This window comes from Bacillus coahuilensis m4-4, from assembly GCF_000171615.1.
Taxonomy (GTDB): domain Bacteria; phylum Bacillota; class Bacilli; order Bacillales; family Bacillaceae_K; genus Bacillus_T; species Bacillus_T coahuilensis.
Map to the genome: position 1 here is coordinate 13,381 of NZ_ABFU01000051.3, position 22,773 is coordinate 36,153.

Annotated in this window: 22 protein-coding genes, 3 pseudogenes and 1 CRISPR repeat array (1 of these 26 only partly in view); of the genes and pseudogenes, 17 read left to right on the forward strand and 8 right to left on the reverse strand. The window is 38.9% G+C overall.

Going from position 1 to position 22,773, the window contains the following annotated elements; genetic code table 11:
* Positions 1-2,146: direct repeats of the CRISPR family, unit length 32 nt; unit sequence GTCGCACTCTACATGAGTGCGTGGATTGAAAT (it extends 1,260 nt beyond the left edge of the window).
* A 130-nt stretch (positions 2,147-2,276) separates the two neighbouring features.
* Positions 2,277-2,456, forward strand: coding sequence for a sporulation protein Cse60 (locus M44_RS12745; protein WP_010174198.1), 180 nt, complete (start codon positions 2,277-2,279; stop codon positions 2,454-2,456).
* On the opposite strand, the gene M44_RS12750 is transcribed toward M44_RS12745, so the two are convergent.
* Positions 2,440-3,765, reverse strand: a complete 1,326-nt coding sequence (locus tag M44_RS12750; RefSeq protein WP_010174199.1) for a BaiN/RdsA family NAD(P)/FAD-dependent oxidoreductase — start codon at positions 3,763-3,765, stop codon at positions 2,440-2,442. The two genes, M44_RS12745 and M44_RS12750, sit on opposite strands and share 17 nt — an antisense overlap.
* A 144-nt stretch (positions 3,766-3,909) precedes the next feature.
* Between M44_RS12750 and M44_RS12755 the strand changes: the two genes are divergently transcribed.
* A complete protein-coding gene (locus M44_RS12755; RefSeq protein ID WP_010174200.1) occupies positions 3,910-5,541 on the forward strand; it encodes a putative polysaccharide biosynthesis protein in 1,632 nt (543 codons plus the stop codon).
* Positions 5,542-5,576: 35 nt separating this feature from the next.
* On the opposite strand, the gene M44_RS12760 is transcribed toward M44_RS12755, so the two are convergent.
* Positions 5,577-5,804 carry a hypothetical protein gene (locus M44_RS12760; RefSeq protein WP_010174201.1) on the reverse strand — a complete coding sequence of 76 codons (228 nt, stop codon included), beginning with the start codon at positions 5,802-5,804 and terminating at the stop codon, positions 5,577-5,579.
* Between the two features lie 94 nt (positions 5,805-5,898).
* On the opposite strand from M44_RS12760, the gene M44_RS12765 reads away from it, so the two are divergent.
* Positions 5,899-6,609, forward strand: coding sequence for a pseudouridine synthase (locus tag M44_RS12765; RefSeq protein ID WP_010174202.1), 711 nt, complete (start codon positions 5,899-5,901; stop codon positions 6,607-6,609).
* A 42-nt stretch (positions 6,610-6,651) separates the two neighbouring features.
* Here the strand turns inward: M44_RS12765 and M44_RS12770 are convergent, their stop codons facing one another.
* Complete coding sequence (locus tag M44_RS12770; RefSeq protein ID WP_010174203.1) at positions 6,652-6,873, reverse strand: DeoR family transcriptional regulator; 222 nt, start codon at positions 6,871-6,873, stop codon at positions 6,652-6,654.
* A gap of 346 nt (positions 6,874-7,219) precedes the next feature.
* Between M44_RS12770 and pepV the strand changes: the two are divergent.
* A pseudogene (gene pepV, locus M44_RS23035) lies at positions 7,220-8,631 on the forward strand (dipeptidase PepV).
* Positions 8,632-9,296: 665 nt separating this feature from the next.
* On the opposite strand, the gene cysK reads toward pepV, so the two are convergent.
* Positions 9,297-10,226: a cysteine synthase A gene (cysK, locus tag M44_RS12785; RefSeq protein WP_010174207.1), complete on the reverse strand. Its 930-nt coding sequence runs from the start codon at positions 10,224-10,226 to the stop codon at positions 9,297-9,299.
* Positions 10,227-10,369: 143 nt separating this feature from the next.
* On the opposite strand from cysK, the gene thpR reads away from it, so the two are divergent.
* The 5 genes from thpR (at position 10,370) to M44_RS12805 (ending at position 15,077) form a co-directional block, all read left to right on the forward strand.
* Entirely contained in the window at positions 10,370-10,936 is a 567-nt protein-coding gene (gene thpR, locus M44_RS12790) for an RNA 2',3'-cyclic phosphodiesterase (protein ID WP_010174209.1), read from the forward strand.
* 29 nt (positions 10,937-10,965) lie between these two features.
* Positions 10,966-11,472, forward strand: a complete 507-nt coding sequence (locus M44_RS25410) for a hypothetical protein (RefSeq protein ID WP_050770984.1) — start codon at positions 10,966-10,968, stop codon at positions 11,470-11,472.
* 13 nt (positions 11,473-11,485) lie between these two features.
* Positions 11,486-11,929, forward strand: coding sequence for a hypothetical protein (locus M44_RS25415; RefSeq protein WP_050770985.1), 444 nt, complete (start codon positions 11,486-11,488; stop codon positions 11,927-11,929).
* 89 nt (positions 11,930-12,018) lie between these two features.
* A complete protein-coding gene (pulA, locus tag M44_RS12800) occupies positions 12,019-14,118 on the forward strand; it encodes a type I pullulanase (protein WP_010174211.1) in 2,100 nt (699 codons plus the stop codon).
* A gap of 179 nt (positions 14,119-14,297) precedes the next feature.
* Positions 14,298-15,077 carry a phosphotransferase family protein gene (locus tag M44_RS12805; RefSeq protein WP_010174213.1) on the forward strand — a complete coding sequence of 260 codons (780 nt, stop codon included), beginning with the start codon at positions 14,298-14,300 and terminating at the stop codon, positions 15,075-15,077.
* On the opposite strand, the gene M44_RS12810 is transcribed toward M44_RS12805, so the two are convergent.
* Positions 15,074-15,352 carry a YtzH-like family protein gene (locus tag M44_RS12810; RefSeq protein ID WP_010174215.1) on the reverse strand — a complete coding sequence of 93 codons (279 nt, stop codon included), beginning with the start codon at positions 15,350-15,352 and terminating at the stop codon, positions 15,074-15,076. The genes M44_RS12805 and M44_RS12810 overlap by 4 nt on opposite strands.
* Before the next feature lie 179 nt (positions 15,353-15,531).
* Here M44_RS12810 and trmB point away from each other — a divergent pair, with 179 nt between their 5' ends.
* Positions 15,532-16,176, forward strand: coding sequence for a tRNA (guanosine(46)-N7)-methyltransferase TrmB (gene trmB, locus M44_RS12815; RefSeq protein WP_010174216.1), 645 nt, complete (start codon positions 15,532-15,534; stop codon positions 16,174-16,176).
* A 116-nt stretch (positions 16,177-16,292) separates the two neighbouring features.
* Positions 16,293-17,138 (forward strand): YtnP family quorum-quenching lactonase, encoded by an 846-nt coding sequence (locus M44_RS12820; protein ID WP_010174218.1) that lies wholly within the window; start codon positions 16,293-16,295, stop codon positions 17,136-17,138.
* Between the two features lie 33 nt (positions 17,139-17,171).
* On the opposite strand, the gene M44_RS28285 is transcribed toward M44_RS12820, so the two are convergent.
* Complete coding sequence (locus tag M44_RS28285) at positions 17,172-17,321, reverse strand: hypothetical protein (RefSeq protein WP_010174220.1); 150 nt, start codon at positions 17,319-17,321, stop codon at positions 17,172-17,174.
* Entirely contained in the window at positions 17,318-17,503 is a 186-nt protein-coding gene (locus tag M44_RS28290) for a hypothetical protein (RefSeq protein ID WP_010174222.1), read from the reverse strand. Before M44_RS28290 ends, M44_RS28285 begins: the two co-directional genes overlap by 4 nt.
* A 236-nt stretch (positions 17,504-17,739) precedes the next feature.
* On the opposite strand from M44_RS28290, the gene M44_RS12830 reads away from it, so the two are divergent.
* Both M44_RS12830 and M44_RS12835 read left to right on the forward strand, forming a co-directional pair.
* A complete protein-coding gene (locus M44_RS12830) occupies positions 17,740-18,813 on the forward strand; it encodes a M42 family metallopeptidase (protein WP_010174224.1) in 1,074 nt (357 codons plus the stop codon).
* A 5-nt stretch (positions 18,814-18,818) separates the two neighbouring features.
* Positions 18,819-19,346, forward strand: a complete 528-nt coding sequence (locus M44_RS12835) for a DUF84 family protein (RefSeq protein ID WP_010174226.1) — start codon at positions 18,819-18,821, stop codon at positions 19,344-19,346.
* 50 nt (positions 19,347-19,396) lie between these two features.
* Here the strand turns inward: M44_RS12835 and M44_RS23050 are convergent.
* A pseudogene (locus M44_RS23050) lies at positions 19,397-19,836 on the reverse strand (YtoQ family protein).
* Positions 19,837-19,979: 143 nt separating this feature from the next.
* Here M44_RS23050 and M44_RS12845 point away from each other — a divergent pair.
* The 4 genes and pseudogenes from M44_RS12845 (at position 19,980) to M44_RS12860 (ending at position 22,771) form a co-directional block, all read left to right on the forward strand.
* Positions 19,980-20,474, forward strand: a complete 495-nt coding sequence (locus M44_RS12845; protein WP_010174228.1) for a hypothetical protein — start codon at positions 19,980-19,982, stop codon at positions 20,472-20,474.
* A gap of 35 nt (positions 20,475-20,509) precedes the next feature.
* Positions 20,510-21,510 (forward strand): annotated as a pseudogene (locus M44_RS23055) (PTS sugar transporter subunit IIC).
* Positions 21,507-21,824 (forward strand): thioredoxin family protein, encoded by a 318-nt coding sequence (locus M44_RS12855; protein WP_010174232.1) that lies wholly within the window; start codon positions 21,507-21,509, stop codon positions 21,822-21,824. The pseudogene M44_RS23055 and the gene M44_RS12855 overlap by 4 nt, the downstream one beginning before the upstream one ends.
* A 143-nt stretch (positions 21,825-21,967) precedes the next feature.
* Positions 21,968-22,771: a DUF1444 domain-containing protein gene (locus tag M44_RS12860; RefSeq protein WP_029326877.1), complete on the forward strand. Its 804-nt coding sequence runs from the start codon at positions 21,968-21,970 to the stop codon at positions 22,769-22,771.
* Positions 22,772-22,773: the final 2 nt, after the last annotated feature.

Below are 22,773 nucleotides of genomic sequence, written 5' to 3' on the forward strand. Positions count from 1 at the left end.
TACATGAGTGCGTGGATTGAAATACCAGGAATGACCGCCATCATCGGACCGAACGGTGTCGCACTCTACATGAGTGCGTGGATTGAAATCCGTATTCCCCCGTATCCGACGCCTTGACTCCCGTCGCACTCTACATGAGTGCGTGGATTGAAATATGTTCTCACCTCCCAACTAAAAAGCTCCCACCCGTCGCACTCTACATGAGTGCGTGGATTGAAATAAATATATTGTAAGGTTGTAAATGGTTAGGTAAGTCGCACTCTACATGAGTGCGTGGATTGAAATTTCTGTACTCATTTCCGAACTGATTGTCATTGTGTCGCACTCTACATGAGTGCGTGGATTGAAATTTTTATTCTAGTTATAGTATTATCTTTATCTCTGTCGCACTCTACATGAGTGCGTGGATTGAAATAAATAGGCAGAACAGAAATTTTAATGAAAATTGAGTCGCACTCTACATGAGTGCGTGGATTGAAATGGAACCATAATATAATCTTGATGTGGATGCGCTCTCGGTCGCACTCTACATGAGTGCGTGGATTGAAATATCAAACGTATAATCCGTTTGGTGTGTCTCAATTCCGTCGCACTCTACATGAGTGCGTGGATTGAAATTCTTTTCACGGTTGACATGTGCAACTAAACTGTTTGTCGCACTCTACATGAGTGCGTGGATTGAAATTCTAACTGCTTTAATGCCATATCAATTGGCTCAAAGTCGCACTCTACATGAGTGCGTGGATTGAAATAGCTCAACTACAACAAACGCTAACTGCAAAAGGAGTCGCACTCTACATGAGTGCGTGGATTGAAATATTGACTTTGTGGAAAAACTATTTAACGGAAAGAAGTCGCACTCTACATGAGTGCGTGGATTGAAATTACTAAGCCGTTAGGTTGGGAAAGGTTGCCTGTGGTCGCACTCTACATGAGTGCGTGGATTGAAATCTCATGAAGATAAACCTCGTCAATTCCAAGCACGTCGCACTCTACATGAGTGCGTGGATTGAAATAATTTGTTGCACTCCCCGATTCCGTAGCCAGTTATGTCGCACTCTACATGAGTGCGTGGATTGAAATCCTTCCGTACTTTTGAATCATTAAATCAATCAAGTCGCACTCTACATGAGTGCGTGGATTGAAATCATCCATTGAGAGTATCACTAAGAAGTAAAGAAGTCGCACTCTACATGAGTGCGTGGATTGAAATAAACTTCATCCTGTACGATTACAGGGAATTTTAGTCGCACTCTACATGAGTGCGTGGATTGAAATCCCCCTATCATCCTCATTGCAGAGGTAATACAAGGCGTCGCACTCTACATGAGTGCGTGGATTGAAATGCATCCTTCGCTTCCTTTGCTACAGCTAACTTGAGTCGCACTCTACATGAGTGCGTGGATTGAAATCAACTATGGCATTAAGAATGGATCGTAACCCTGTAGTCGCACTCTACATGAGTGCGTGGATTGAAATATACGGTTAAATAGTAAACAAGATAAAAATGTTTAGTCGCACTCTACATGAGTGCGTGGATTGAAATACATGAATAGAATCTGTAACGGAAGTTCTGTTTCGTCGCACTCTACATGAGTGCGTGGATTGAAATATTTAAAAGCCCGCGCAGACCGATGATGACATTAACGTCGCACTCTACATGAGTGCGTGGATTGAAATAGTTAAATAGAAAACGTTGACACCTTCAATTAACGTCGCACTCTACATGAGTGCGTGGATTGAAATTGTTGAATGACGGCCAATTGTTCATCATCTACTAGAGTCGCACTCTACATGAGTGCGTGGATTGAAATAACGATGGCGTACATTTTAGGAACCTGCTCCCCAAGTCGCACTCTACATGAGTGCGTGGATTGAAATTTTTTCCAATTTAACTTCATCCTCTTTCTTTTGGTCGCACTCTACATGAGTGCGTGGATTGAAATAATATGTTGCATGACTTCCCAAAGAAAAGACTTGTGTCGCACTCTACATGAGTGCTTGGATTGAAATAATGGTGCAAGAAGAAGTAGTGGTAACGTTTATTGGGTCGCACTCTACATGAGTGCGTGGATTGAAATTCTCTATCTGATTTCGGCCCCTTTGGCATTATCGTAGTACTCTACAAGAGTGCGAGGATTGAAATACCAATGGTCCATCACTAGATTGCTTCTGCGCTTGTCGTACTCTAGTTAGTAGGTTGAATTGCATTTTCATGTATAATCTATTAGTTCCTTGGATAGACTAGTAGAAACAGAGCAAGGGGAGTGGAGTTCATGCTGCAAGTGAGGGTGCTAGACTGTGAGCATGAAAGAGACCTAGAAAAAGAAGTCAATGAGTTTTTAAAAGATATTGAGGCTAGGGATATTGTGGATATTAAGTATCAGGTATCCACATGTGCAACAGGGGTAGAACAGATTTATTGCTTCTCCGCTATGATTATATACAGAGAGTAATACAAGAAAGGAACAGAGCGTATAAACGCCCCTGTTCCTTATTTTTTAGTATTTTTGCTTGTAGAGCGGCGTTCATTCCAGCAAGTCTTCCCGTTACTAGGGCAGAAGTGATGTTATATCCACCTGTATATCCGTGAATATCTAACACTTCACCTGAGAAGAAGAGTCCAGGCATGATTTTGGATGCCATGGTTTTGGGCTCAATTTCTTTCACGGATACACCGCCACCTGTGACGAAGGCTTTATCAAGGGGAAGAGTTCCATGAACGTCAAATGTGAATTCTTTAAGCAGGTGAGCTAAATTTCGAATGGCTTCATTTGAAACCTGTCCACCTTGCATATTTGGGTCTAACCCAACCTTATCTAGTAGGAATAATAGGTAACGTTCAGGGACAAGCCCTTTCAAGCTATTTTTAATAGCTTTTTTTGCATCCTCTTGTAGTGCAGTTTGAATCTTACTGACTACTACATGTTCCTTTTCATTCGGAAAGTGGTCAATGCTTAACATAACGCGGTTTTCTTTTGTTTTTTTCATTTCCTTTACAACATACTGAGAGCAGCGCAAGACAGCTGGGCCGGACACACCAAGATGGGTGAAAATCATATCCATCACATGGGTCACAATCTTCTTGCCTTTTTTATTTACGACGCTTAAACCAACAGAACGCAAGGATAATCCTTGGAGCGTTTTTTCTTTGATAAACGGTTCTTTTGATGTTAAAGGTACTTCGGTTGGAAATAGGTCTGTAATCGTATGTCCAGCTTCCGTTGCCCACGGATAGCCGTCTCCTGTTGAGCCAGTGTGTGGAACAGATTTTCCACCAACAGAAATGACAACAGACGGGCTATCAATTCGTTCGCCAGATTGGAGAAGGATTCCTGCCACCTGATGGTTATCGTATATCACACGTTCTACAGGTGTGTTGGTTCTGATATCTATATGCAGTTCATCCATTCTGCGTAAAAGAGCATCCACAACAGATTGCGCTTTATTGGATACAGGGAACATTCTTCCGTGATCCTCTTCTTTTAACTCTATACCTAGATTTTCAAAAAATGCGATAATATCCTCGTTATTAAATAATGAAAAGGCACTATACAAAAATCGTCCGTTCCCAGGGATATGCTTGATGATTTCTTCAACAGGCAAACGATTCGTGACGTTACATCGTCCCCCACCTGAAATCGCGAGCTTTCTGCCCAATTTATTTCCTTTATCCACTAGTAGAGTACGGGCACCGTGCTCACCAGCAGCAATGGCTGCCATGAGTCCGGATGGTCCTCCACCGATTATTATGACATCATACATGTTTTCACCAACTTCTATTTAAATCCCCTTTATTTTACGGTAGTTTTGAATAGGTGGCAAATAAAGAAAAAGAAATTGTCAATACTTGAAAGTAGTAGTAAACTACTGATAGATTGAAACGAGGTTTTTGGAAAGGAATTGTGTATGTCATCAAAATTATTTAGAGGAACGCTCATTCTCTCTTTAGGTGTCTATATATCGAAATTTTTAGGATTATTCTATGTTATCCCGTTTTATGACTTAATTGGTGGGGAAGATAATGCTGCCCTTTATACGTATGGGTATATTCCTTACACCATATTTTTGACCATTGCAACAGCGGGAGTCCCGTTAGCTGTTTCTAAATATATTGCGAAGTATAATGCATTAGGCGAATATGCGGTAGGTAGGAAATTATTTAAATCTGGGCTAGTCATCATGAGCATGACAGGGGTAGTAGCCTTTCTTATGATGTATGTTAACGCCCCTTGGTTAGCTGAAGTGACGCTAAGATCTCAAGAAAAAGTCGAAGGTGATATATCAGTTGGGGATGTGACAACTGTTATTCGAGCCGTAAGTTTTGCTTTGCTGATTATCCCGTTTATGAGTTTAATACGAGGATTTTTCCAAGGGCATCAATCAATGGGTCCATCTGCTGTGTCCCAAGTGATTGAACAAATTGTGCGGATCATTTTCCTTCTTGGTGGAGTGTATGTCGTTATTTATTTACTAGATGGCTCATACAAAACAGCCATTTCAGTTGCGACATTCGCGGCTTTTGTTGGAGGGATTGCCTCGTTAATTGTGCTAGGTGTGTACTGGAAGAAAAGAAAGCCGAGATTTGATGAGTTACTAGAACAACATCCTGGAAATATGAACATTTCCTTACCTACTATTTATAAAGAAATTATTCTATACTCTATTCCCTTTAGTTTAGTTGCCCTCGCCAATCCATTGTTTCAATTAGTAGATCAAATTTCGTTTAATAAAGCGATGATTGAAATTGGATTAGGAGCGATTAAAAATGATGCCTTCGGTGTATTAAACTTTAGTAGCCATAAGTTAGTCATCATTCCAGTTTCTTTAGCCACAGCCTTTTCTATGACACTCATTCCGCTCATTACTGAGTCGTTTATTAAAGAAGATCGTCAAATACTATATAAGCAGTTGGATCAAACCTTTCAAGTGTTGTTATTTTTAACCATCCCAGCTGCCCTAGGTATTTCAATATTGGCTGAGCCTTCCTATACCATGTTTTATGAGTATAATGAGCTAGGGACGGATGTGTTACTAGTCTATGCGCCTGTCGCAATATTATTTGCTCTGTTTGCTGTGACAGCTGCTATTCTACAAGGAATCAATGAACAAAAATTTACGATTTTAAGCTTATTATTTGGAGTATTGTTAAAGCTTGTATTAAACATACCGCTTATTCATATGTTTGAAACACAAGGAGCCGTATATGCAACAGCGATTGGATATTTGGCAGCCATTGTGATTAATCTATTTGTGATTCATATTTACGCGGATTATTCGTATAGTCGTGTTCTTCCAAAGATGGTACGAATTGTCGCTTTAAACGCAGTGATGGCAATCATTGTATGGGTGTTCTATTTCTTATTATCCATTTTCCTGCAACCATCTAGTGAGAGAGAGGCTATCGTACTCGTTCTTATTTGCGGAGTGGTGGGAGCTTCGGTCTATTTCTATATGAGCTTGAAAACACGCCTTGCTGATGAATTATTTGGCAGCCGTGTTGATAAGCTTAGAAGAAGATTAAGAAAAGTAGGGGTCTAACACCCCTACTTTCTTCCTTATACTCAACTAAAATGTTAATAACCAATCTGACGTTCAAGTCGGTCTACACGGCGGTCTAATCGATTAATTTGTCGTTGAAGTCTTTCCACTTGTCGCTCTAGTTGGTCGATGCGGTTATCATAACCTCCACCATAACCACCTGGACCATATCCGCCTCCGTAGCCTTGGCCGTAACCTTGCCCATAGTTTTGTCCAGGCAGCTGCTGTAGGATAAAATCAGTTAATGGTTGTTGACGATACATAGGGGCACCCTCTTTCTATAGTTTCTTTACTTATGTATGTTGGGACACGATCAATTGTGTAGGCAAGTACCTACGAACACGAAAGGAAATGATTATGAGAATCGATAAATTACTAGCAAATATGGGGTATGGAAGTAGAAAAGAAGTGAAATCTCTTTTGAAAAGTGGAAATGTTGTCGTAAATGGAACAGGTTGTAAAGATGGGAAACAACATGTGAATCCAAGTCAAGATGAAGTGTTTGTTCACGGGGAGAAGGTTGTATATCGAGAATTTATTTACCTGCTCATGAATAAACCACAAGGAGTTATTTCTGCTACGGAAGACCTTCGAGATGAAACAGTGATTGATTTATTGGAACCAGATCATCGGGTGTTCAATCCGTTTCCAGTCGGAAGGTTGGATAAAGATACCGAAGGGCTTCTTATCATCACGAATGATGGCCAATTGTCCCATCAATTGCTTTCACCGAAAAAACATGTTCCTAAAACGTACTATGCTGAAGTTAAAGGTGTGGTAACAGAGGAAGATGTAGCGGCCTTTTCAGAAGGGGTTACGCTAGATGATGGTTATCATACAAAACCTGGTGATTTAGTGATTCTATCGTCGGGTGAAATGTCAGAGATAGAATTAACGATTACCGAAGGGAAATTTCATCAAGTGAAAAGAATGTTTGAATCGGTTGGAAAGAAGGTTGTGTATTTACAACGAATAAAAATGGGTCCGATTCTTTTAGATGAAAACTTAGAACTAGGGGAATACCGTGAGTTATCACAAGAAGAAATTGACCAGCTAAAGAACAGATAAAAGGCTTTCTCTAGGGAAAGCCTTTTTTACTATTTTTTCTATTTAAGAAGATAATCGTACTTTCTTCTCCGTTGTGGTCCATTTCCCGCGACTTGGACTCTCCACCAAGTCGTTGTATGCTAATACGTTCAAATCACGTTGAACAGTTCTTGGAGTTATACCAAATTCGTCTACGAGGTCCTGTGTGGACACAGTTCCATTATTTTTAATAAACATGTAGACAGATTTAATACGGGTTAGCATTCGGTCAGTAGAAGGTTTCAAAAAACCACTCCTCATCTTATTCTTTAGGCAAAGACTACGGATCTACTAATGGACTACTGTCCATCGGGATATGTAAGCATATTTTCCGAGCAGACAACTCCTTTACTATTCAACTGATATTTCAGACAATTACATTTTACCCTTGTACTTATAAAATTTCCACTATATCCTATAGATTTACAAAATTTTTACACAGTATTGAATGTTTTTTATATCTACTGTATTTGTATGGTTGGACAACTTAGAATATGAACGACAATTATTTTTCAATCCTGTAACGAAATAGTTTCTTTCAGGATTCCATCCGTTTACAATAGACGTGACGAGAAAAGAGGAGGATGACGCTATGTCGATTAATTGGACGGAAGAAGTAGAAAAACGGAAGCAATCATTTTTAGAACATACAAAAAAACTTTTACATATTCGAAGTGTCTTAGATGAAGAAAATGGAACAAAGGAAGCTCCATTCGGAGAAGGGGTTAGAGCAGCGTTAGATTTCATGTTAGAGCTAGGTGAAAAGGATTCTTTTACTACAAAGAACGTGGAAAATGTGGCTGGTCACATTGAGTTTGGTGAAGGGGAAGACCTCCTTGGTATCTTATGTCATGTGGACGTAGTGCCTGAAGGTGATGGTTGGAGTGTAGATCCATACGCAGGGGAAATAAGAGATGGAAAGCTGATTGCAAGGGGAGTACTAGACGATAAAGGGCCAACCATGGCTGCTTACTATGCCATGAAAATTGTAAAAGAATCTGGTCTTCCATTATCGAAGAGAGTCCGCATGATTATTGGAACAGACGAAGAAAGCGAATGGCGCTGTGTTGATACCTATTTCAAGCATGAAGAAATGCCAACCTTAGGCTTTGCTCCTGATGCAGATTTCCCTATTATCTATGCTGAGAAGGGGCTTACGGATTTTGATATTCGTTTCAAAGAGGGTTCCGTACAAGGGGGCCAAGCAGAGCTTAAACTTGTTACGTTCCAATCAGGCCTACGATATAATATGGTTCCAGATGCTGCAGAAGCGACGATTGATCTAGACTCAGACCCTACTTACCTTTGTCAATCATTTGACGAATTTTTAAAAGAGAATGAGCTAGAAGGGTCATACTTAATGGATAGTGGACGATTAGTATTCCGCTTGAAAGGAATTTCATCTCACGGGATGGAACCAAGGAATGGTCGAAATGCAGGCTTGTATTTAGCTCAATTTTTAACTACGCTTCCTCTTGACGCAGAGGGAAACGATTTGTTTCATTCCTTTCAGAGCATCTTCACTTAAAATCACGTGGGGAAAGCTTTGGAATTGCCTTTGAAGACGATATTACAGGCCCACTTACGATGAATATCGGGAAAATGAAATTCGAGTCAGGCAAAGAAAGCGTAGTGGGTGTTAACCTGCGTTACCCTGTTACGTTTAACTTTGAAGAAGGAATGAAACCATTCCACGAAATCATGAATCATATTGGTGGAGAAATTGTTGTGAAGACACACATGAAGCCACATCACGTCAATCAAGAAGATATGTTAGTAAAAACATTGGCTAAGGTCTACGAAGAGCACACAGGAGAAAAAGCAGAACTTCTTTCTATTGGTGGAGGAACATATGCACGTTCATTACAATCTGGTGTAGCATTCGGTCCACTATTCCCAGGTAGAGAAGATATTGCCCATAAGAAAGATGAATATATGTTTGTGGATGACTTACTAAAGGCAACGGCAATTTATGCACAAGCAATTTATGAGTTAGCGAAATAAGAGGGAAATAAGAGGGACAGGGACTTTGTCTTTTTAAGGTTGGTGCTTAAGGCATCAACCTTCTTTATTATGGATAGTATTGAAGGGGGGTTACCTTCTATTTGACGTTTGTTTAGTACATTTCTACCTTTACTTAGTTGAAGGACTAAAACGGACAAAGTCCCTGTCCCCCCACCCCTTAATAATCCTATTGTTTGAAACTTATCGGGAGATAAAACGTAATAAAAAAAGGATAAGCAATGCAAATAAAAAGGATAAGAGAAGGAGGTATGTGTGGATATGGAGAATAAAAAATGTCTTAAATGTGGTGGTACTGAATTCGCAGAAGGTACAGATTTCATGCCCATCAAACCGAGCAAAATGTCTATGAGTGGTGGAAATAAAATTTACATATTTTAAAATGCGGAGAAGTTGATTCAATCCGTATCGAAAATACTAGTATTTTTGGAAAAAATAGAGGGTATTCAATAAAACAGTATTGGACAAGGATTTTGGGAAACCTTTGTAGATAGGGTTTCCCAGTCTATTATACATTTATCAACATTAAAGTTTGACAGAGCCTTAAAAAAAGAAGAGCCAGACTGCTCTTCTTAGTTTCTTTGTTGCCTGCTCGAGATTCTTCTCGCTAGAATCTCTCTAAAATAAGACAAAGTCCCTGTCCCTCACTAAAACTTGAAGAGGTCACTAGATAGATAGCGTTCTCCTGTGTCACAAGCGATGCAGATGACCACATCATTTGGAGTGAATTTCTTGGCTACTTCAATAGCGGTGTAGGCAGCAGCTCCGGATGAGGGGCCAACTAGGATGCCTTCTTCGCTAGCTAGTCTTCTTGTAATATCGTAGGCATCTTCATCTTTAATTTTATGAATTTCGTTGTATACATCTTGATTTAAGATAGAGGGGATAAAGCCAGGGCTCGTGCCCACAAGTTTATGTTTTCCAGGCTTTCCTCCAGATAACACAGGGGATCCAAAGGGCTCTACTACATGAATTTCTAAATCACTGTATTTTTCTTTTAATACTTCACCAGTACCCGTAATGGTTCCGCCAGTCCCAGCAGTAGCGATAAACCCTTTAAGGGGTTTTCCTATCTGGTTGACACCATCAATGATTTCAAGGGCAGTAGAGTGACGATGTGCATCAGGATTCGCTTGATTGTCAAATTGCATGGGCATAAAGCTGTTTGGAATCGTGTTAAGCAGTTCTTTAGCCTTTTCAATGGCACCTGGCATTTTTTTCTCACTTGGCGTTAACACGACTTCTGCACCATACGCCTTTAATAGGTTAATACGTTCCTGTGTGCTAGAGTCTGGCATCACAAGGATCGCTTTATATCCTCTAGCGGCAGCGTTCATAGCAATTCCAATTCCCGTATTTCCACTTGTAGGTTCAATGATAGTGGACCCTTCTTTTAAATAACCAGCCTTTTCAGCTTCAATGATCATATTATACGCCGCACGGTCTTTTACACTTTTACTTGGGTTATAAAATTCTAACTTTAAATAAACATCTGCACCGTCCGCGTGTGCTAATCGATTTAATTTCACTAAAGGAGTGTCTCCGATTAAATCGGCAAGGTTTGGTACAACCTTCATACAATCGCTTCCTTTCTTTCTATAAGCTCTGTAAAATAATCTTAAAGCTAAGTGATGTTGAAAGCAAATGAACCACTCCTCCTCCTCTTAATTTTCGTTCATTTGCTACAATGGAGGTAGAACAATGTAGAGAAGGTGTTAGGATGGACCCCCATTATTTTATTGCTTTTACTTTACCAGATAGCATAAAAGAAGCCATTACCCCAATGATTATGCATGGACAACAGGAAAAACAGTTGAAATCATGGGTTCACCCCGAAGATCTTCACTTGACTCTTGTGTTTATTGGAAGTTCAACTCGCTCTACACTAGAAGGATGTTTGAATCAAATAGAAGCGCAGGTAAAGGGAAATGACCCAATTGAAGTAAAAATGAACAGAGTAGATACGTTTGGAGATTCAGCACGTCCAAGAGTCATTTGGATAGGAATTGAAGAATCCATAGAAGTAGAGACGATAAGAGAAAGTATTTATAGAGTTTGTACTACATATTATGATCACTTGGATAAACGACCTTTTACTCCACATATCACTTTAGGGCGTAAGTGGATAGGAAAAGGGGTATATCAGCATGAGCTGTTTCATGATCGACTACAACAGGTCTCACCTACAAAATTTGTTCTGGATGAGATCGCTTTATACGAAACAAAACTCGAACAGAAGCCGAAATATAATAAAGTAAGAAGTATAAAACTACACCCTTTTGTTTAGGGGAGAGTTGAAAGGAAAGTATGTAAATTATGGCACAATTAATTAAACTAGAGGATTATATGTCTCGTTATGCGACCAATATGTATAAGTACCCAACTCAGTTTGTTCGCCTAAAAAAGCAGCAATGGGAACGACTGATGCACGAATACGAGAATGGCACATTAGTGGAAGTTGAAGACAAGGAAGAAGTAGTTGAAAACGAAGGCATAAAAGAAAAGTTCAAGAATGTGTTTAAGAGACAAAGAAAAGAAGAAGTTTTATTTGATTTCCAATCCATCGTACCTAAGACGGAGACCTTTAACTTTCAACCTTCATTTACCATAACACCTTCTTCACTAGAGGATTTGAAAAGAATGTTTTTGGATCAACTGTATAATACACAGCTGAAATGGGCTAGCTCTAGTTTATTAGAAAAATCATTCATAAATCCAGGGTATTATACAGACCCTAACTTAAAATATTTTCTTCAAAGGTTTCCAGACACATTTTTTGTCCTTTACAAACCAATCTTTTTATTAAAAAAAGACCCCAATTGAATTAGAAACATTATTGATTACTCCATCAGAGGTCATTTGTTTATCTATTTTAGAAGGGCGGGAGAACGCTGCTTATATTGCTGATGCAAATGAACGATTCTGGATTCAAAAATCTGAAGGGGAAGACAAAAGATTTTTAAGTCCTCTTGTAGGGTTAAACCGAACTGAAAGCATAGTATCAACGATTTTAAAAGCGAATGAAAGTGCCATTCCTGTAAAGAAACTTCTTCTTTCTCGAACTGGCTACATTGATTTTCCGATGAGTCCCTACCATGTTCAATTGGTGGATAAGCGTAATTATGAAGAGTGGTTTCAACAGATGAGAAACTATCGGTCACCATTAAAAAACCAACAGATTAAAGCAGCGGTATCCCTACTAGATTATTGTCAAACAACGAGTATTAAAAGATTAGAATGGGAAGATACGAATAGCATAACAGGTCAGGAAGAGGACTAAGTGCACAGGTTATGGGGACTCCGAATAGAATGAAAGGAAGCTACCATTTACCATTCTATGATTGATTTGTGAAAAAGAAGGTGAACTTTTTGTTGAAGATAGAGAGAACATTTGAAGCATATTTAGATGGGATGAATACGGTAACGATATTACTACCACGAAGCTATCACGACGGAGAGTCAGCTCATTTTACATTGCTTTTTGAAGATAAATCATGGCCCATAACTATAGAGTCTGTAGTTGAATTAGATAATAGAAGAAAATATGTAGGGAAGCTTACTTTCACTCCTAATTTTGGTCAAACGTATTATGTGTTGGATGAGCGAAACATTCAAACCGACTTACAAATAGGATCCGTTATCCGGACAGATGAATTTGACGAAATGTTTTATTATGATGGGGAGTTAGGCGCACTATATTCAGAGAATCAAACCTCCTTCCTTGTGTGGGCACCGACGGCTACGCATGTACGGTTAAAGTTAATACATCCAGTACAGATGGACACAAAAATGGTTTCTATGACTAGAGAAGCTGGAGTGTGGTCCCATTTAGAAGAAGGAAATCTAGATGGGTACTATTATTCATTCATTGCTTGTGTCAATCAACAATGGAAAGAAGTTGTCGATCCGTATGCCAAAAGTGTTACAGCTGGAAGTCAGCTCGGGGTTGTCATTGATATGGAGAAAACCAAAAAGCTTACCGCACTTCCATCTTTACCTCCAACACAATGCAGTATATATGAATTACATGTACGTGATGCGACCATTCATCCGAATAGCGGAGTCCGAATGAAAGGAAAGTACAAGGGCTTAACTGAACTTGAAACCATTTCAAAAGATGGATTATCAACAGGATTGTCTTATTTAAAAGAGCTAGGAGTTACACATATAGAATTATTGCCTTTAAATGATTTTGAAGGGGTAGACGATCTTCATCCTCTAAAACAATACAACTGGGGATATAATCCGCTGTTTTTTAATGCTCCAGAAGGTTCATATTCTACCAATCCCAAAGATCCATACAGCAGAATTCATGAATTAAAAGAAATGATTGATACTTTTCATCAGCAGGGTTTAAGGGTCATCCAAGATGTGGTGTATAATCATGTCTATATCCAGGAGCTATCAAGCTTTGAACTACTAGTGCCAGGTTACTTTTTTCGCCATGATGGATATGGAAATCCATCTGATGGAACAGGGGTAGGAAATGACTTTGCATCTGAAAAGAAGCTGGCAAGAAAATTTATAGTGGACAGTGTGACCTATTGGCTAACGGAATATGGTATAGATGGCTTTCGATTCGACTTAATGGGAAATTTAGATATTGAAACCATGCTAGAAGTCAGTAAGGTAGCGGAAGAATTGGTGCCAGGGCTAATGTTACTTGGAGAAGGGTGGGATTTACAAACCACGCTTCCAAAAGAGAAAAAAGCCATTATAGCAAACGCTTCAAGCTTACCTACTATCGCTTTTTTCAATGACCAATTTAGAGACACAATTAAGGGAAGCACATTCAATATGGGCAGTACTGGTTTTGCTTTAGGTGAACCAAATATGGAAGAAAAAGTTTTGCCTTTACTCTTAGGAGAAGGGAAGCTAGCCCCTATTCAAAGTGTTAACTATGTCGAATCTCATGATAATCATACATTATGGGACAAAATTCAGTTCATATACCCGAACGACCAATGGAATATTAAAAGACATCAACTAGCGACAGCGATGACTATATTAGCACCTGGAATTCCTTTTCTACATGCTGGCCAGGAATTTTTCCGTACAAAGGAAGGGATCGGAAATAGCTATAATGCACCAGACAGGGTGAATCGACTTGACTGGGGACTGCGAGAACTAGAAGACGAAAATGTACAATTCATTATGGGGCTACTCCGTTTACGCAGGGAGAATCCAATTTTTCATGTGTCGAGCCATATGGAAGGAAAAGAATTTTATTCAGTGTTAAAAAAAGATAATGGGATCATTGCCATACATTACAAAGGGTTAAAAGCCTTTTCAACTTGGGAAGAACTAGTGATTGTCTACCACAATCGCTTCACTATCCAAGAACTTTTATTGCCTGAAGGTAAGTGGAATATTTTAGTGGAAGAGCAGTCCGTATCCACATCTTCTCATCGTACAGTACAATCTATTTTAGAGATTCAACCACTCAGTCTATATGTACTAGGTCGGTAGTGGGAAAGGGAGTCTTGACGTAAGTACTAATTGATTATAAAATTTATAAAGAGATAGCTGTGATTGTGACTATCAACAGCTATCTCTTTTTTATTTTGATTATAAACGAATGATTATAGTATGATAATAAACGTATACTAGGGACCTCGGAGAATGCATTAAGTTGTAGGTGAAGCATGTTGGAACATTTATTTGATAAGGAATGGACGATCACACCTGCTGGAGGAGCTACAGGAGAAGCTTATTTTGCTCAAAGAGAGGAGCAAAAGCTTTTCCTAAAACGGAATTCATCCCCATTTTTAGCTGTTCTTTCAGCTGAAGGAATTGTACCAAAGTTAATTTGGACAAAGCGATTAGAAAACGGTGATGTGATTACGGCTCAAAGCTGGATGAGTGGAAGGGAACTTTCGGCTCGTGATATGAATGACATTTCTGTAGCAAAATTACTTCATAAAATTCATAGTACAAAGCCACTATTAACCATGTTAGAGCGTTTAGGAGTGAAACCGTTTCAACCTGAAGAAATGCTCATTCAAGTTGAAACGGGGTTGGATACTGATTTGACAAGGCGTCTAGTAGTCGAGCAGTCCATACAGTTTCTTCAAGAAACTATAGGGGACATTTATACGGCTAATTATGTGGTTTGTCATGGTGATCTTAACCACAACAATTGGCTCCTGTCTGATGATGGGGACCTATACCTTATTGATTGGGACAGTAGTATGATTGGTGATCCTGCTATTGATCTAGGCTTGATCTTATATTGGTATATCCCTAGAGAAGACTGGGGAATGTGGCTATCTCAATACGGTGTTGAGTTATCAAATTCCTTACAAATTCGTATGAAGTGGTATGTTATTTGTCAAACGCTACTTTCTGTGCAGTGGCACTATTCAAAGGACAGAGTTGCTGAAATGAATCAATTGCTACTGCGTCTAGAAGGATTTATTACTCTTTAAAAGTACGTATTCATATCCTCTACCCAGTTTTCTAAAGACTGACGGTTCGTATGAATATGTTGTTCTAAGCCTTTCGTGTATTTACCCTCTTGTCCATAGCGGTAAATTTCTTCTAACAGGGGTTTAGCAGCTTGTTGTACGTCTTGATTCACCATTAGAGATTTAACAAGACGTTCTACTTGCTCGCATTCTGCTACTGTTCCGCAGCAGTCATCTAAGTGATTAGTCAGAATATCTTGAAGTAGTGAAAGTTGATTGTGATAGGTTAAAGGCATTCTTCGGCACCCTCTCTTAATAAAGATACGTGAATTCACAGTTAGTTTGTGGATTCATTTTTTTATCTATACATGAAGTAAAAAGAATGACTTTCTAGTAATGGGAATCATTGATAATGAAGGTCAGATATGGTTTAACTCGAATTAAGTAACACATAGCAAAAGGATTGGTGATAAACATGAGATTACGCAACAAACCATGGGCTAAAGATAAGTTAGATAGTCATCCAGAGATCGTGGTGAGAAACCCTGAACAATTTAAGGGGAAGTGGCATGAAGTATTTGGTAATAAGAATCCTATTCATATTGAAGTAGGGACAGGAAAAGGGCAATTTGTTTCAGGCATGGCAGAACTAAACGCTGACATTAACTATATAGGAATTGAACTTTTCGAGAGTGTCATCGTAACCGCTTTAGATAAAGCGCTGGAAAAGGATGTTAGAAACCTCCGTCTCTTAAATGAAAACGCAATGGATTTAACAAAAATTTTTGATAGGGATGAAATCTCACGAGTGTATTTAAATTTCTCAGATCCTTGGCCAAAAATTAGACATGCTAAAAGAAGACTTACTCATTCTAACTTTTTAGATCTTTATAAAGAAATTCTTATTCCAGAAGGGGAAATCCATTTTAAAACAGACAATCAAGGGTTGTTCGAGTATTCTTTACAAAGTTTCTCCGAATATGGATTGCTTTTAACATTTGTAAGTTTAGATCTACACAAAAGTGAATTTGGCCCGAATATAATGACGGAATATGAAGAGAAATTTTCTAATAAAGGGCAGAGAATTTATCGATCAGAAGTTCGCTACCTAAATAAATAAACAGTAAAAACCAATAGAACGTCCCCGTTGACGACTATTGGTTTTTTTGTTTTTCTTTTTATAATAGTGAGTTAGGATGCTAAACTGAAGAAGACAAGATGATAAGGGGGATTTTTGTGGATACGTTAAAAAGGGGAAACATGTCGTTCACTTGGTTAAATGGGGGAGTTACACATCTAGACGGAGGGGCAATGTTTGGTGTCGTTCCGAAGGCACTATGGTCCAAGAAATATCCAGTAGATGAATATAATAGAATTGAACTACGAACCGATCCAATCTTTTTCCAAAAAGACGGAAAGAATTTTATCATTGATTCTGGAATTGGAAATGGTCGGCTCTCAGAAAAGCAGCTCCGTAATTACGGAGTGCTAGAAGAATCACATGTAGAAAAGTCTTTATCGAAACTGGGACTGACGCCAGAAGATATTGACTATTGCTTAATGACTCATATGCATTTTGATCACGTGTTAGGGTTAACAAAAAAAGCAGACGACGGTGAATTACTCCCTGCTTTTCCGAATGCAACCATTATTACATCAGAAGTGGAATGGAATGAAATAAGAAATCCGAATATAAGGTCTCGCAATACATATTGGAAAGAAAATTGGATTGCGATTGAACAGCAAGTAAAAACGTTTAAAGATTTCATAGAAGTACTAGACGGAGTCATGATGATTCATACCGGTGGACATAGTGACGGACACAGCGTAGTCAAAATTAGTGACGGCAAGGAGGTCTATGTTCATTTAGCTGATATTATGGCAACACATGCCCATCAAAATCCCCTTTGGGTCATGGCATACGATGACTATCCAATGACGAGCATCTTTGCAAAAGATAAGTGGCTTAAAGAAATTTTAGAAAACGAATATTGGTGCCTATTCTATCATGATGGCCTATATAGAGCCGTGAAATGGTCTAAAGAAAATGAAATCATTGACTCCTTGAAAAGGGAGAGATAAAAAAGGTTGCCCCTCGGGGCAACCTTTGCTCATTCAAACGGTCTGTAATTCTTTTGTCACTGTATCAATGCGTAGGATACTTCCTGTTTTAGCATCCGCTATAAATTCAAATTGTTCATTTTGGCCATTGCGCTGTCTCATAATTCCTCCACGGTACACTTTTGTATGCACAGGATCGATCACATAGTCTTCTGGCTCCATATGAATCCACGAACCATCAATCGGTCCTTTTTCCCGGAATGCTTTTTCACCTTTTCAAGAACGGCCTCTGAAGAAACATAGCTTGATGAAGTTGATAATTCTTTAACTAAATACCCTCCTGCAAAACCTGCAATCGTACCAATTAGTAAAGACTTCCAGTTCATATGAGTTTCCCTCCATTCCAAATTACAATTGAACTCTATATATTCAGTATACAGAACTCTACCCATTTCATCATCTTTTTAAAATACAGTTTTGTTAAAGTTTGTTAGATCGCTGAAGTAGTATGATAACTGAAAGGAAGAACAAAACATTTTATTAAGAATATGCTCTTATGGTTAGGCAACACGATTATTCTTTTAGTACAATAAAGGGGTATACATAAGAAGGGAGTTTTCATATGAATCAAGAAACGTTGTCTTTATTTAAAACATTAACAGAATTACCGGGGGCACCAGGTAATGAATATTTAGTAAGAGATTTTATGAAGAGTGAACTTGAGAAATACTCAGATGAAATCGTCCAAGATCGACTTGGTGGAATTTTTGGAGTAAAGCACGGGGCTGAAAACGGACCACGTATTATGGTGGCAGGACATATGGACGAAGTTGGTTTCATGGTGACGAAAGTGACAGCGAATGGGATGATTAAATTTGAAGCACTAGGAGGCTGGTGGAGCCAAGTCTTACTTGCTCAACGCGTTCAAATCATCACGAATAATGGACCTGTTATTGGAGTAGTTGGTTCTATTCCTCCTCATATTCTTACTGACGAAGTAAGAAAGCGACCTATGGATATGAAAAATATGCTAATTGATATTGGGGCGGATGATGCGGAGGATGTAAAACGAATTGGTGTTAGACCTGGACAGCAGATTGTCCCTATTTGTCCTTTTACTCCTATGAGTAATGAAAAGAAAATTTTAGCAAAAGCTTGGGATAATCGCTATGGCTGTGGATTATCTATTGAATTGTTAAAAGAGCTTCAAGGTGAGACTCTCCCAAATACATTGTATTCAGGTGCAACTGTTCAAGAAGAAGTAGGTTTAAGAGGAGCGCAGGTTGCTGCGACTATGATTAAGCCGGATTTATTTTTCGCATTAGATGCAAGTCCAGCTAATGATATGTCAGGCAATAAGAGTGAATTTGGTCAATTAGGAAGTGGTGTTCTCTTACGCATTTTAGACCGTTCTATGGTTACTCACCGAGGCATGAGAGAGTTTATTTTAGATACAGCAGAAACAAATGACATTCCGTACCAATATTATGTTTCTCAAGGAGGAACAGATGCTGGTAGAGTTCACTTAACAAATGAAGGTGTCCCAAGTGCTGTCATTGGTATATGTTCACGTTATATTCATACGCATGCTAGTATGATTCATGTTGATGATTATGCAGCAGCGAAAGAATTGATTGTAAAATTGATTAAAGAATGTGACTCATCCACTGTTAAGTCCATCATTGAACAAGGGTAAAGAACATGAACATTGCGATCGGAAGTAAAAATCCTGCAAAGGTGGGAGCGGTAGAACGAGCATGTCGACCATACTTAACAGGAGATTTTTATAGTGTAGATGTAGATTCTGGGGTAAGCTCCCAGCCTTTTACGGATGAAGAAACCATACAAGGTGCTGTAAATCGTGCGAAGAAAGCTTGTTTACACCTTGACGCAAATATGGGCTTTGGTTTAGAGGGTGGAGTACAAGAGACCTCTCATGGATTATTTCTTTGTAATTGGGGAGCCATCTATCTAAGAGAACAACAGGATAGTATGATTGCGGGTGGAGCCAGAATTTTATTGCCAGAGGAAATTGCTTGCAGACTACGAAACGGTGAAGAGTTAGGACCTGTGATGAATGACTACAGCAATCGTAATGATGTGAGAAGTAAAGAAGGAGCGGTTGGAATATTCACAAACAGCTTAATGACACGCGGGGCTATGTTTGAGCATGTCACCACTCTTTTAATAGGTCAATACTTAAGAAAAGTAGCAGTAGAGAAGGGTTAATGAAAAAGGGAACCATTGTCCTATGAGAATAGGATCGTGGTTCCCTTTTATTATTCTAAAATATACGCAAGGACGTTCACGGCTTGTTGAATGTCTGTGACTGTGACATTTGCTTTCCTGGATAATTCTTTTAATGGATGGTGTAGCTTTTCAGGTCTAACCAGAATAAGTGGCTTATTGAGCGTCAATGCGGCGCTTGCATCCATTGCCGTGTTCCACTGTTTATACTGTTCACCAAATAAAGCAATTACTACATCACTTTAGAAAGTAAGACCTGTGTACGGATATTATTAATGGCTGACGCAGCATCATCTGTAAAAATCTTAGACGGCTGCTCACCTAAAATTTCTTCTCCGATATAATCAGAACGTTCATGGTCTTCCATGGGCCCTACAAATGTAAATGGTAAGTCTTTTTCTTTTGCCAGCTTTTTAATATCATCTCTCCATGAAGTATGTATTTCACCAGTTAAATAAACAGTTAAGTTCATAGTATTCTCCCCTTTAAGTTCATTTTCCATAAGTTTACCATAAATAGTATCAGTATAAGAAATGATAGGCGTAAACTCAGTTGTCAAGACAGCGTTATAAGAGTAAGATAAACATGTATTGTGATGATTTGGAGGGAAAGAAAGTGAAGCGAATTGGATACATAGTACTTGTGATGTTCAGTTTCCTACTTTCTGGTTGTGGCTTATCCAATGAAGAAGAGATTAAACAGTTAAAGGATGAGACGATTACGTGGCCAGAAGAATCCAAGGAACCAAATGAAGAAGCGAATCATTATAGCTTTTTTCTTCCTTTTGGGATGAATGTGGAAGAACAAGTTGACAATAATATTGTCATTGAAAGTGGAGATACAACCTATTTGTTGTTTTATAACGAAAATGAAGAGAAAACGAGTCAAACCTTATACGAAGGTGTTAAGAGTTCTAGTAGTGAATGGGACATTGATGAAACAAATAACGAAGATGGTTTCCATTATGTGCTCATTAGGAAAATAGATGAGGAAGTAGAAATAACAGCTGGTAATGGACAAGTGAAAATTAGTTCCATTATAAAAAATGATATCAAAGATCATGTGGAAAAGATGCTTAGTATTATAAAGTCTTTTAAAGTGAATGAGTAGGTGACAGGAATGAAAGAGTTTTACAGAAAAAAGGGGTGAGTCTCTCACCTAAAGTATATTTTGTTGATGCCCTTAGTTATATGGCGTTAGGTTTATTTAGCTCCTTAATTATTGGATTAATTAGTAAGACAATAGGAGAGCTTCCACAAAATGACCTTACGTTTTAGTAGAGATGGGAACTCTTGCGATGGGGCTTATGGGTCCTGCTATTGGTGGAGCCATTGCATATGGTTTATCTGCACCTCCACTGGTGTTGTTTTCAAGTATAATCGCAGGTGCAGCTGGAGCAAGCTTAGGTGGCCCTGCTGGAGCTTACATTGCATCTGTATTAGCAGTGGAAATTGGTAAAGTGGTCAGTAAGTCGACGAAATTAGATATTATTGTGACACCATTTGTGACGATATTGACAGGGTATGTAGTGGCGTATTTTATCGGGCCGGTAATTGCTGATTTTATGGTCGTGTTTGGAAGCTGGATTGAATGGGCAACAGAACAAAGACCCATCACGATGGGAATTATTGTTGCTGCCTTAATGGGACTGGCCTTAACGGCACCCATTTCGAGTGCCGCGATTGCTATAATGCTTGGGTTAGAAGGGATTGCAGCAGGAGCAGCAACTATTGGGTGTTCAGCCCAGATGATAGGATTTGCAGTAAGTAGCTTCCGTGAAAATAAATGGGGTGGGCTCTTTGCACAAGGAATTGGAACAAGTATGCTTCAAGTGCCAAACATTGTTCGCCATCCACTCATCTTGATCCCCCCGACTGTTGCAGGTATAGTATTAGCACCTATTGGAACGACACTTTTGATTCTAGAAAACAATGCAGCAGGAGCAGGAATGGGTACAAGTGGTTTTGTAGGGCAAATCATGACCATTACGACCATGGGAGCTTCAGCAGATGTGTTAGTTAAAATAGTACTATTGCATATAGTTGGACCTGCGCTACTATCCTTGATACTATCTGAGTACATGAGAAAAAAAGGCTGGATTAAATTCGGTCAAATGACAATAGATACCGGAGGGAACAACAAGTGAAAAAATTAGCGTCCATTGAAGAATTTCATGAATTAAAAGCATCGGGAACTCATATGTTTTTATTTTCAGCAGATTGGTGTCCAGATTGCCGAGTGATTGACCCGATCCTTCCAGAACTAGAAGAAGAGTATAGACAATTTACTTGGGTTTATGTAGATCGGGATCAATTTATTGATGTATGCATAGAACATGATATTTTTGGGATTCCAAGCTTCCTGGCTTATCAAGATGGCAAAGAGTTAGGCCGATTTGTCAGCAAAGATCGTAAAACAAAAGAAGAAATTGTTACATTTATTGAAAGTCTATCATTTTAGTAGGGTGTCATGAAGGGCAAAAAAGTGCTTTTCATGTTGGTCTCCCTTCATCATTGAGATGAAGGGAGATTTTTTGTATGATAAGTATATTGCAACTATGTAGGTACTTCTCATCGTAAGGAGGGGGTAAGATAATGGCGAAAATGAATGAAATTCAAATGAGGAACGAACTGCAAAAACGGTTAGAACGAGAAGGCAGAACGTTTACATATAACCATAAAGACAAAACACTGCGTATTGAAAACGAACATAAGCAAGGTGTGACCATTTCACTTCAGACGGTTGTGGCCAAATGGTCTGAGCGCAAAGACGATGCAATCCAAGATGTTGTCTATTATGTAGACGAAGCCTTAGGTGTAATGGGGCAAGATGTGACGCTAACGGAAAAAGAAAAAAATATCTTTCCTGTTATTCGTTCAACTTCTTTTCCGACAGAGAGTAATGAAGGCCATAGCTTGTTGACAGAAGAGCATACAGCTGAAACACGAATTTATTATGCATTAGATCTTGGTAGTACGTATCGACTAATCGATACAGCTCTTCTTCACCGTGAAGAGTGGTCGAGTGAACGAGTTAAAGAGCTTGCTCGCTTCAACGTGCGATCTTTACCAACCCCATTCAGACAAGATCAAGTTAGAGATAATCTCTTTTATTTTGTTAATGCAAAAGACGGGTATGATGCAAGTAGAATTCTAAATGATGCCTTCTTGAAGAATATGAGCGATCGTATAGAGGGGGAGATGACCGTATCTGTTCCCCATCAAGATACACTAATCATTGGTGACATACGGAACGAGGCAGGGTATGATATATTAGCACAAATGACGATGCATTTCTTTACAACAGGCCCAGTTCCTGTGACGGCACTATCCTTTGTATATGATGAAGGTAAACTTGAACCAATTTTTATATTAGGTAAAAATCGACCAGTAGATAAGGAGAAATAATA

Bases quoted from the DNA above. Each gene is read 5' to 3' on its own strand.
- M44_RS12745 (WP_010174198.1), top strand. From the start codon at position 2,277: ATGCTGCAAGTGAGGGTGCTAGACTGTGAGCATGAAAGAGACCTAGAA.
- M44_RS12750 (WP_010174199.1), bottom strand. From the start codon at position 3,765: ATGTATGATGTCATAATAATCGGTGGAGGACCATCCGGACTCATGGCA.
- M44_RS12755 (WP_010174200.1), top strand. From the start codon at position 3,910: ATGTCATCAAAATTATTTAGAGGAACGCTCATTCTCTCTTTAGGTGTC.
- M44_RS12760 (WP_010174201.1), bottom strand. From the start codon at position 5,804: ATGTATCGTCAACAACCATTAACTGATTTTATCCTACAGCAGCTGCCT.
- M44_RS12765 (WP_010174202.1), top strand. From the start codon at position 5,899: ATGAGAATCGATAAATTACTAGCAAATATGGGGTATGGAAGTAGAAAA.
- cysK (WP_010174207.1), bottom strand. From the start codon at position 10,226: ATGAAGGTTGTACCAAACCTTGCCGATTTAATCGGAGACACTCCTTTA.
- thpR (WP_010174209.1), top strand. From the start codon at position 10,370: ATGGACCCCCATTATTTTATTGCTTTTACTTTACCAGATAGCATAAAA.
- M44_RS25410 (WP_050770984.1), top strand. From the start codon at position 10,966: ATGGCACAATTAATTAAACTAGAGGATTATATGTCTCGTTATGCGACC.
- M44_RS12810 (WP_010174215.1), bottom strand. From the start codon at position 15,352: ATGCCTTTAACCTATCACAATCAACTTTCACTACTTCAAGATATTCTG.
- trmB (WP_010174216.1), top strand. From the start codon at position 15,532: ATGAGATTACGCAACAAACCATGGGCTAAAGATAAGTTAGATAGTCAT.
- M44_RS28290 (WP_010174222.1), bottom strand. From the start codon at position 17,503: ATGAACTGGAAGTCTTTACTAATTGGTACGATTGCAGGTTTTGCAGGA.
- M44_RS12830 (WP_010174224.1), top strand. From the start codon at position 17,740: ATGAATCAAGAAACGTTGTCTTTATTTAAAACATTAACAGAATTACCG.
- M44_RS12835 (WP_010174226.1), top strand. From the start codon at position 18,819: ATGAACATTGCGATCGGAAGTAAAAATCCTGCAAAGGTGGGAGCGGTA.
- M44_RS12860 (WP_029326877.1), top strand. From the start codon at position 21,968: ATGAATGAAATTCAAATGAGGAACGAACTGCAAAAACGGTTAGAACGA.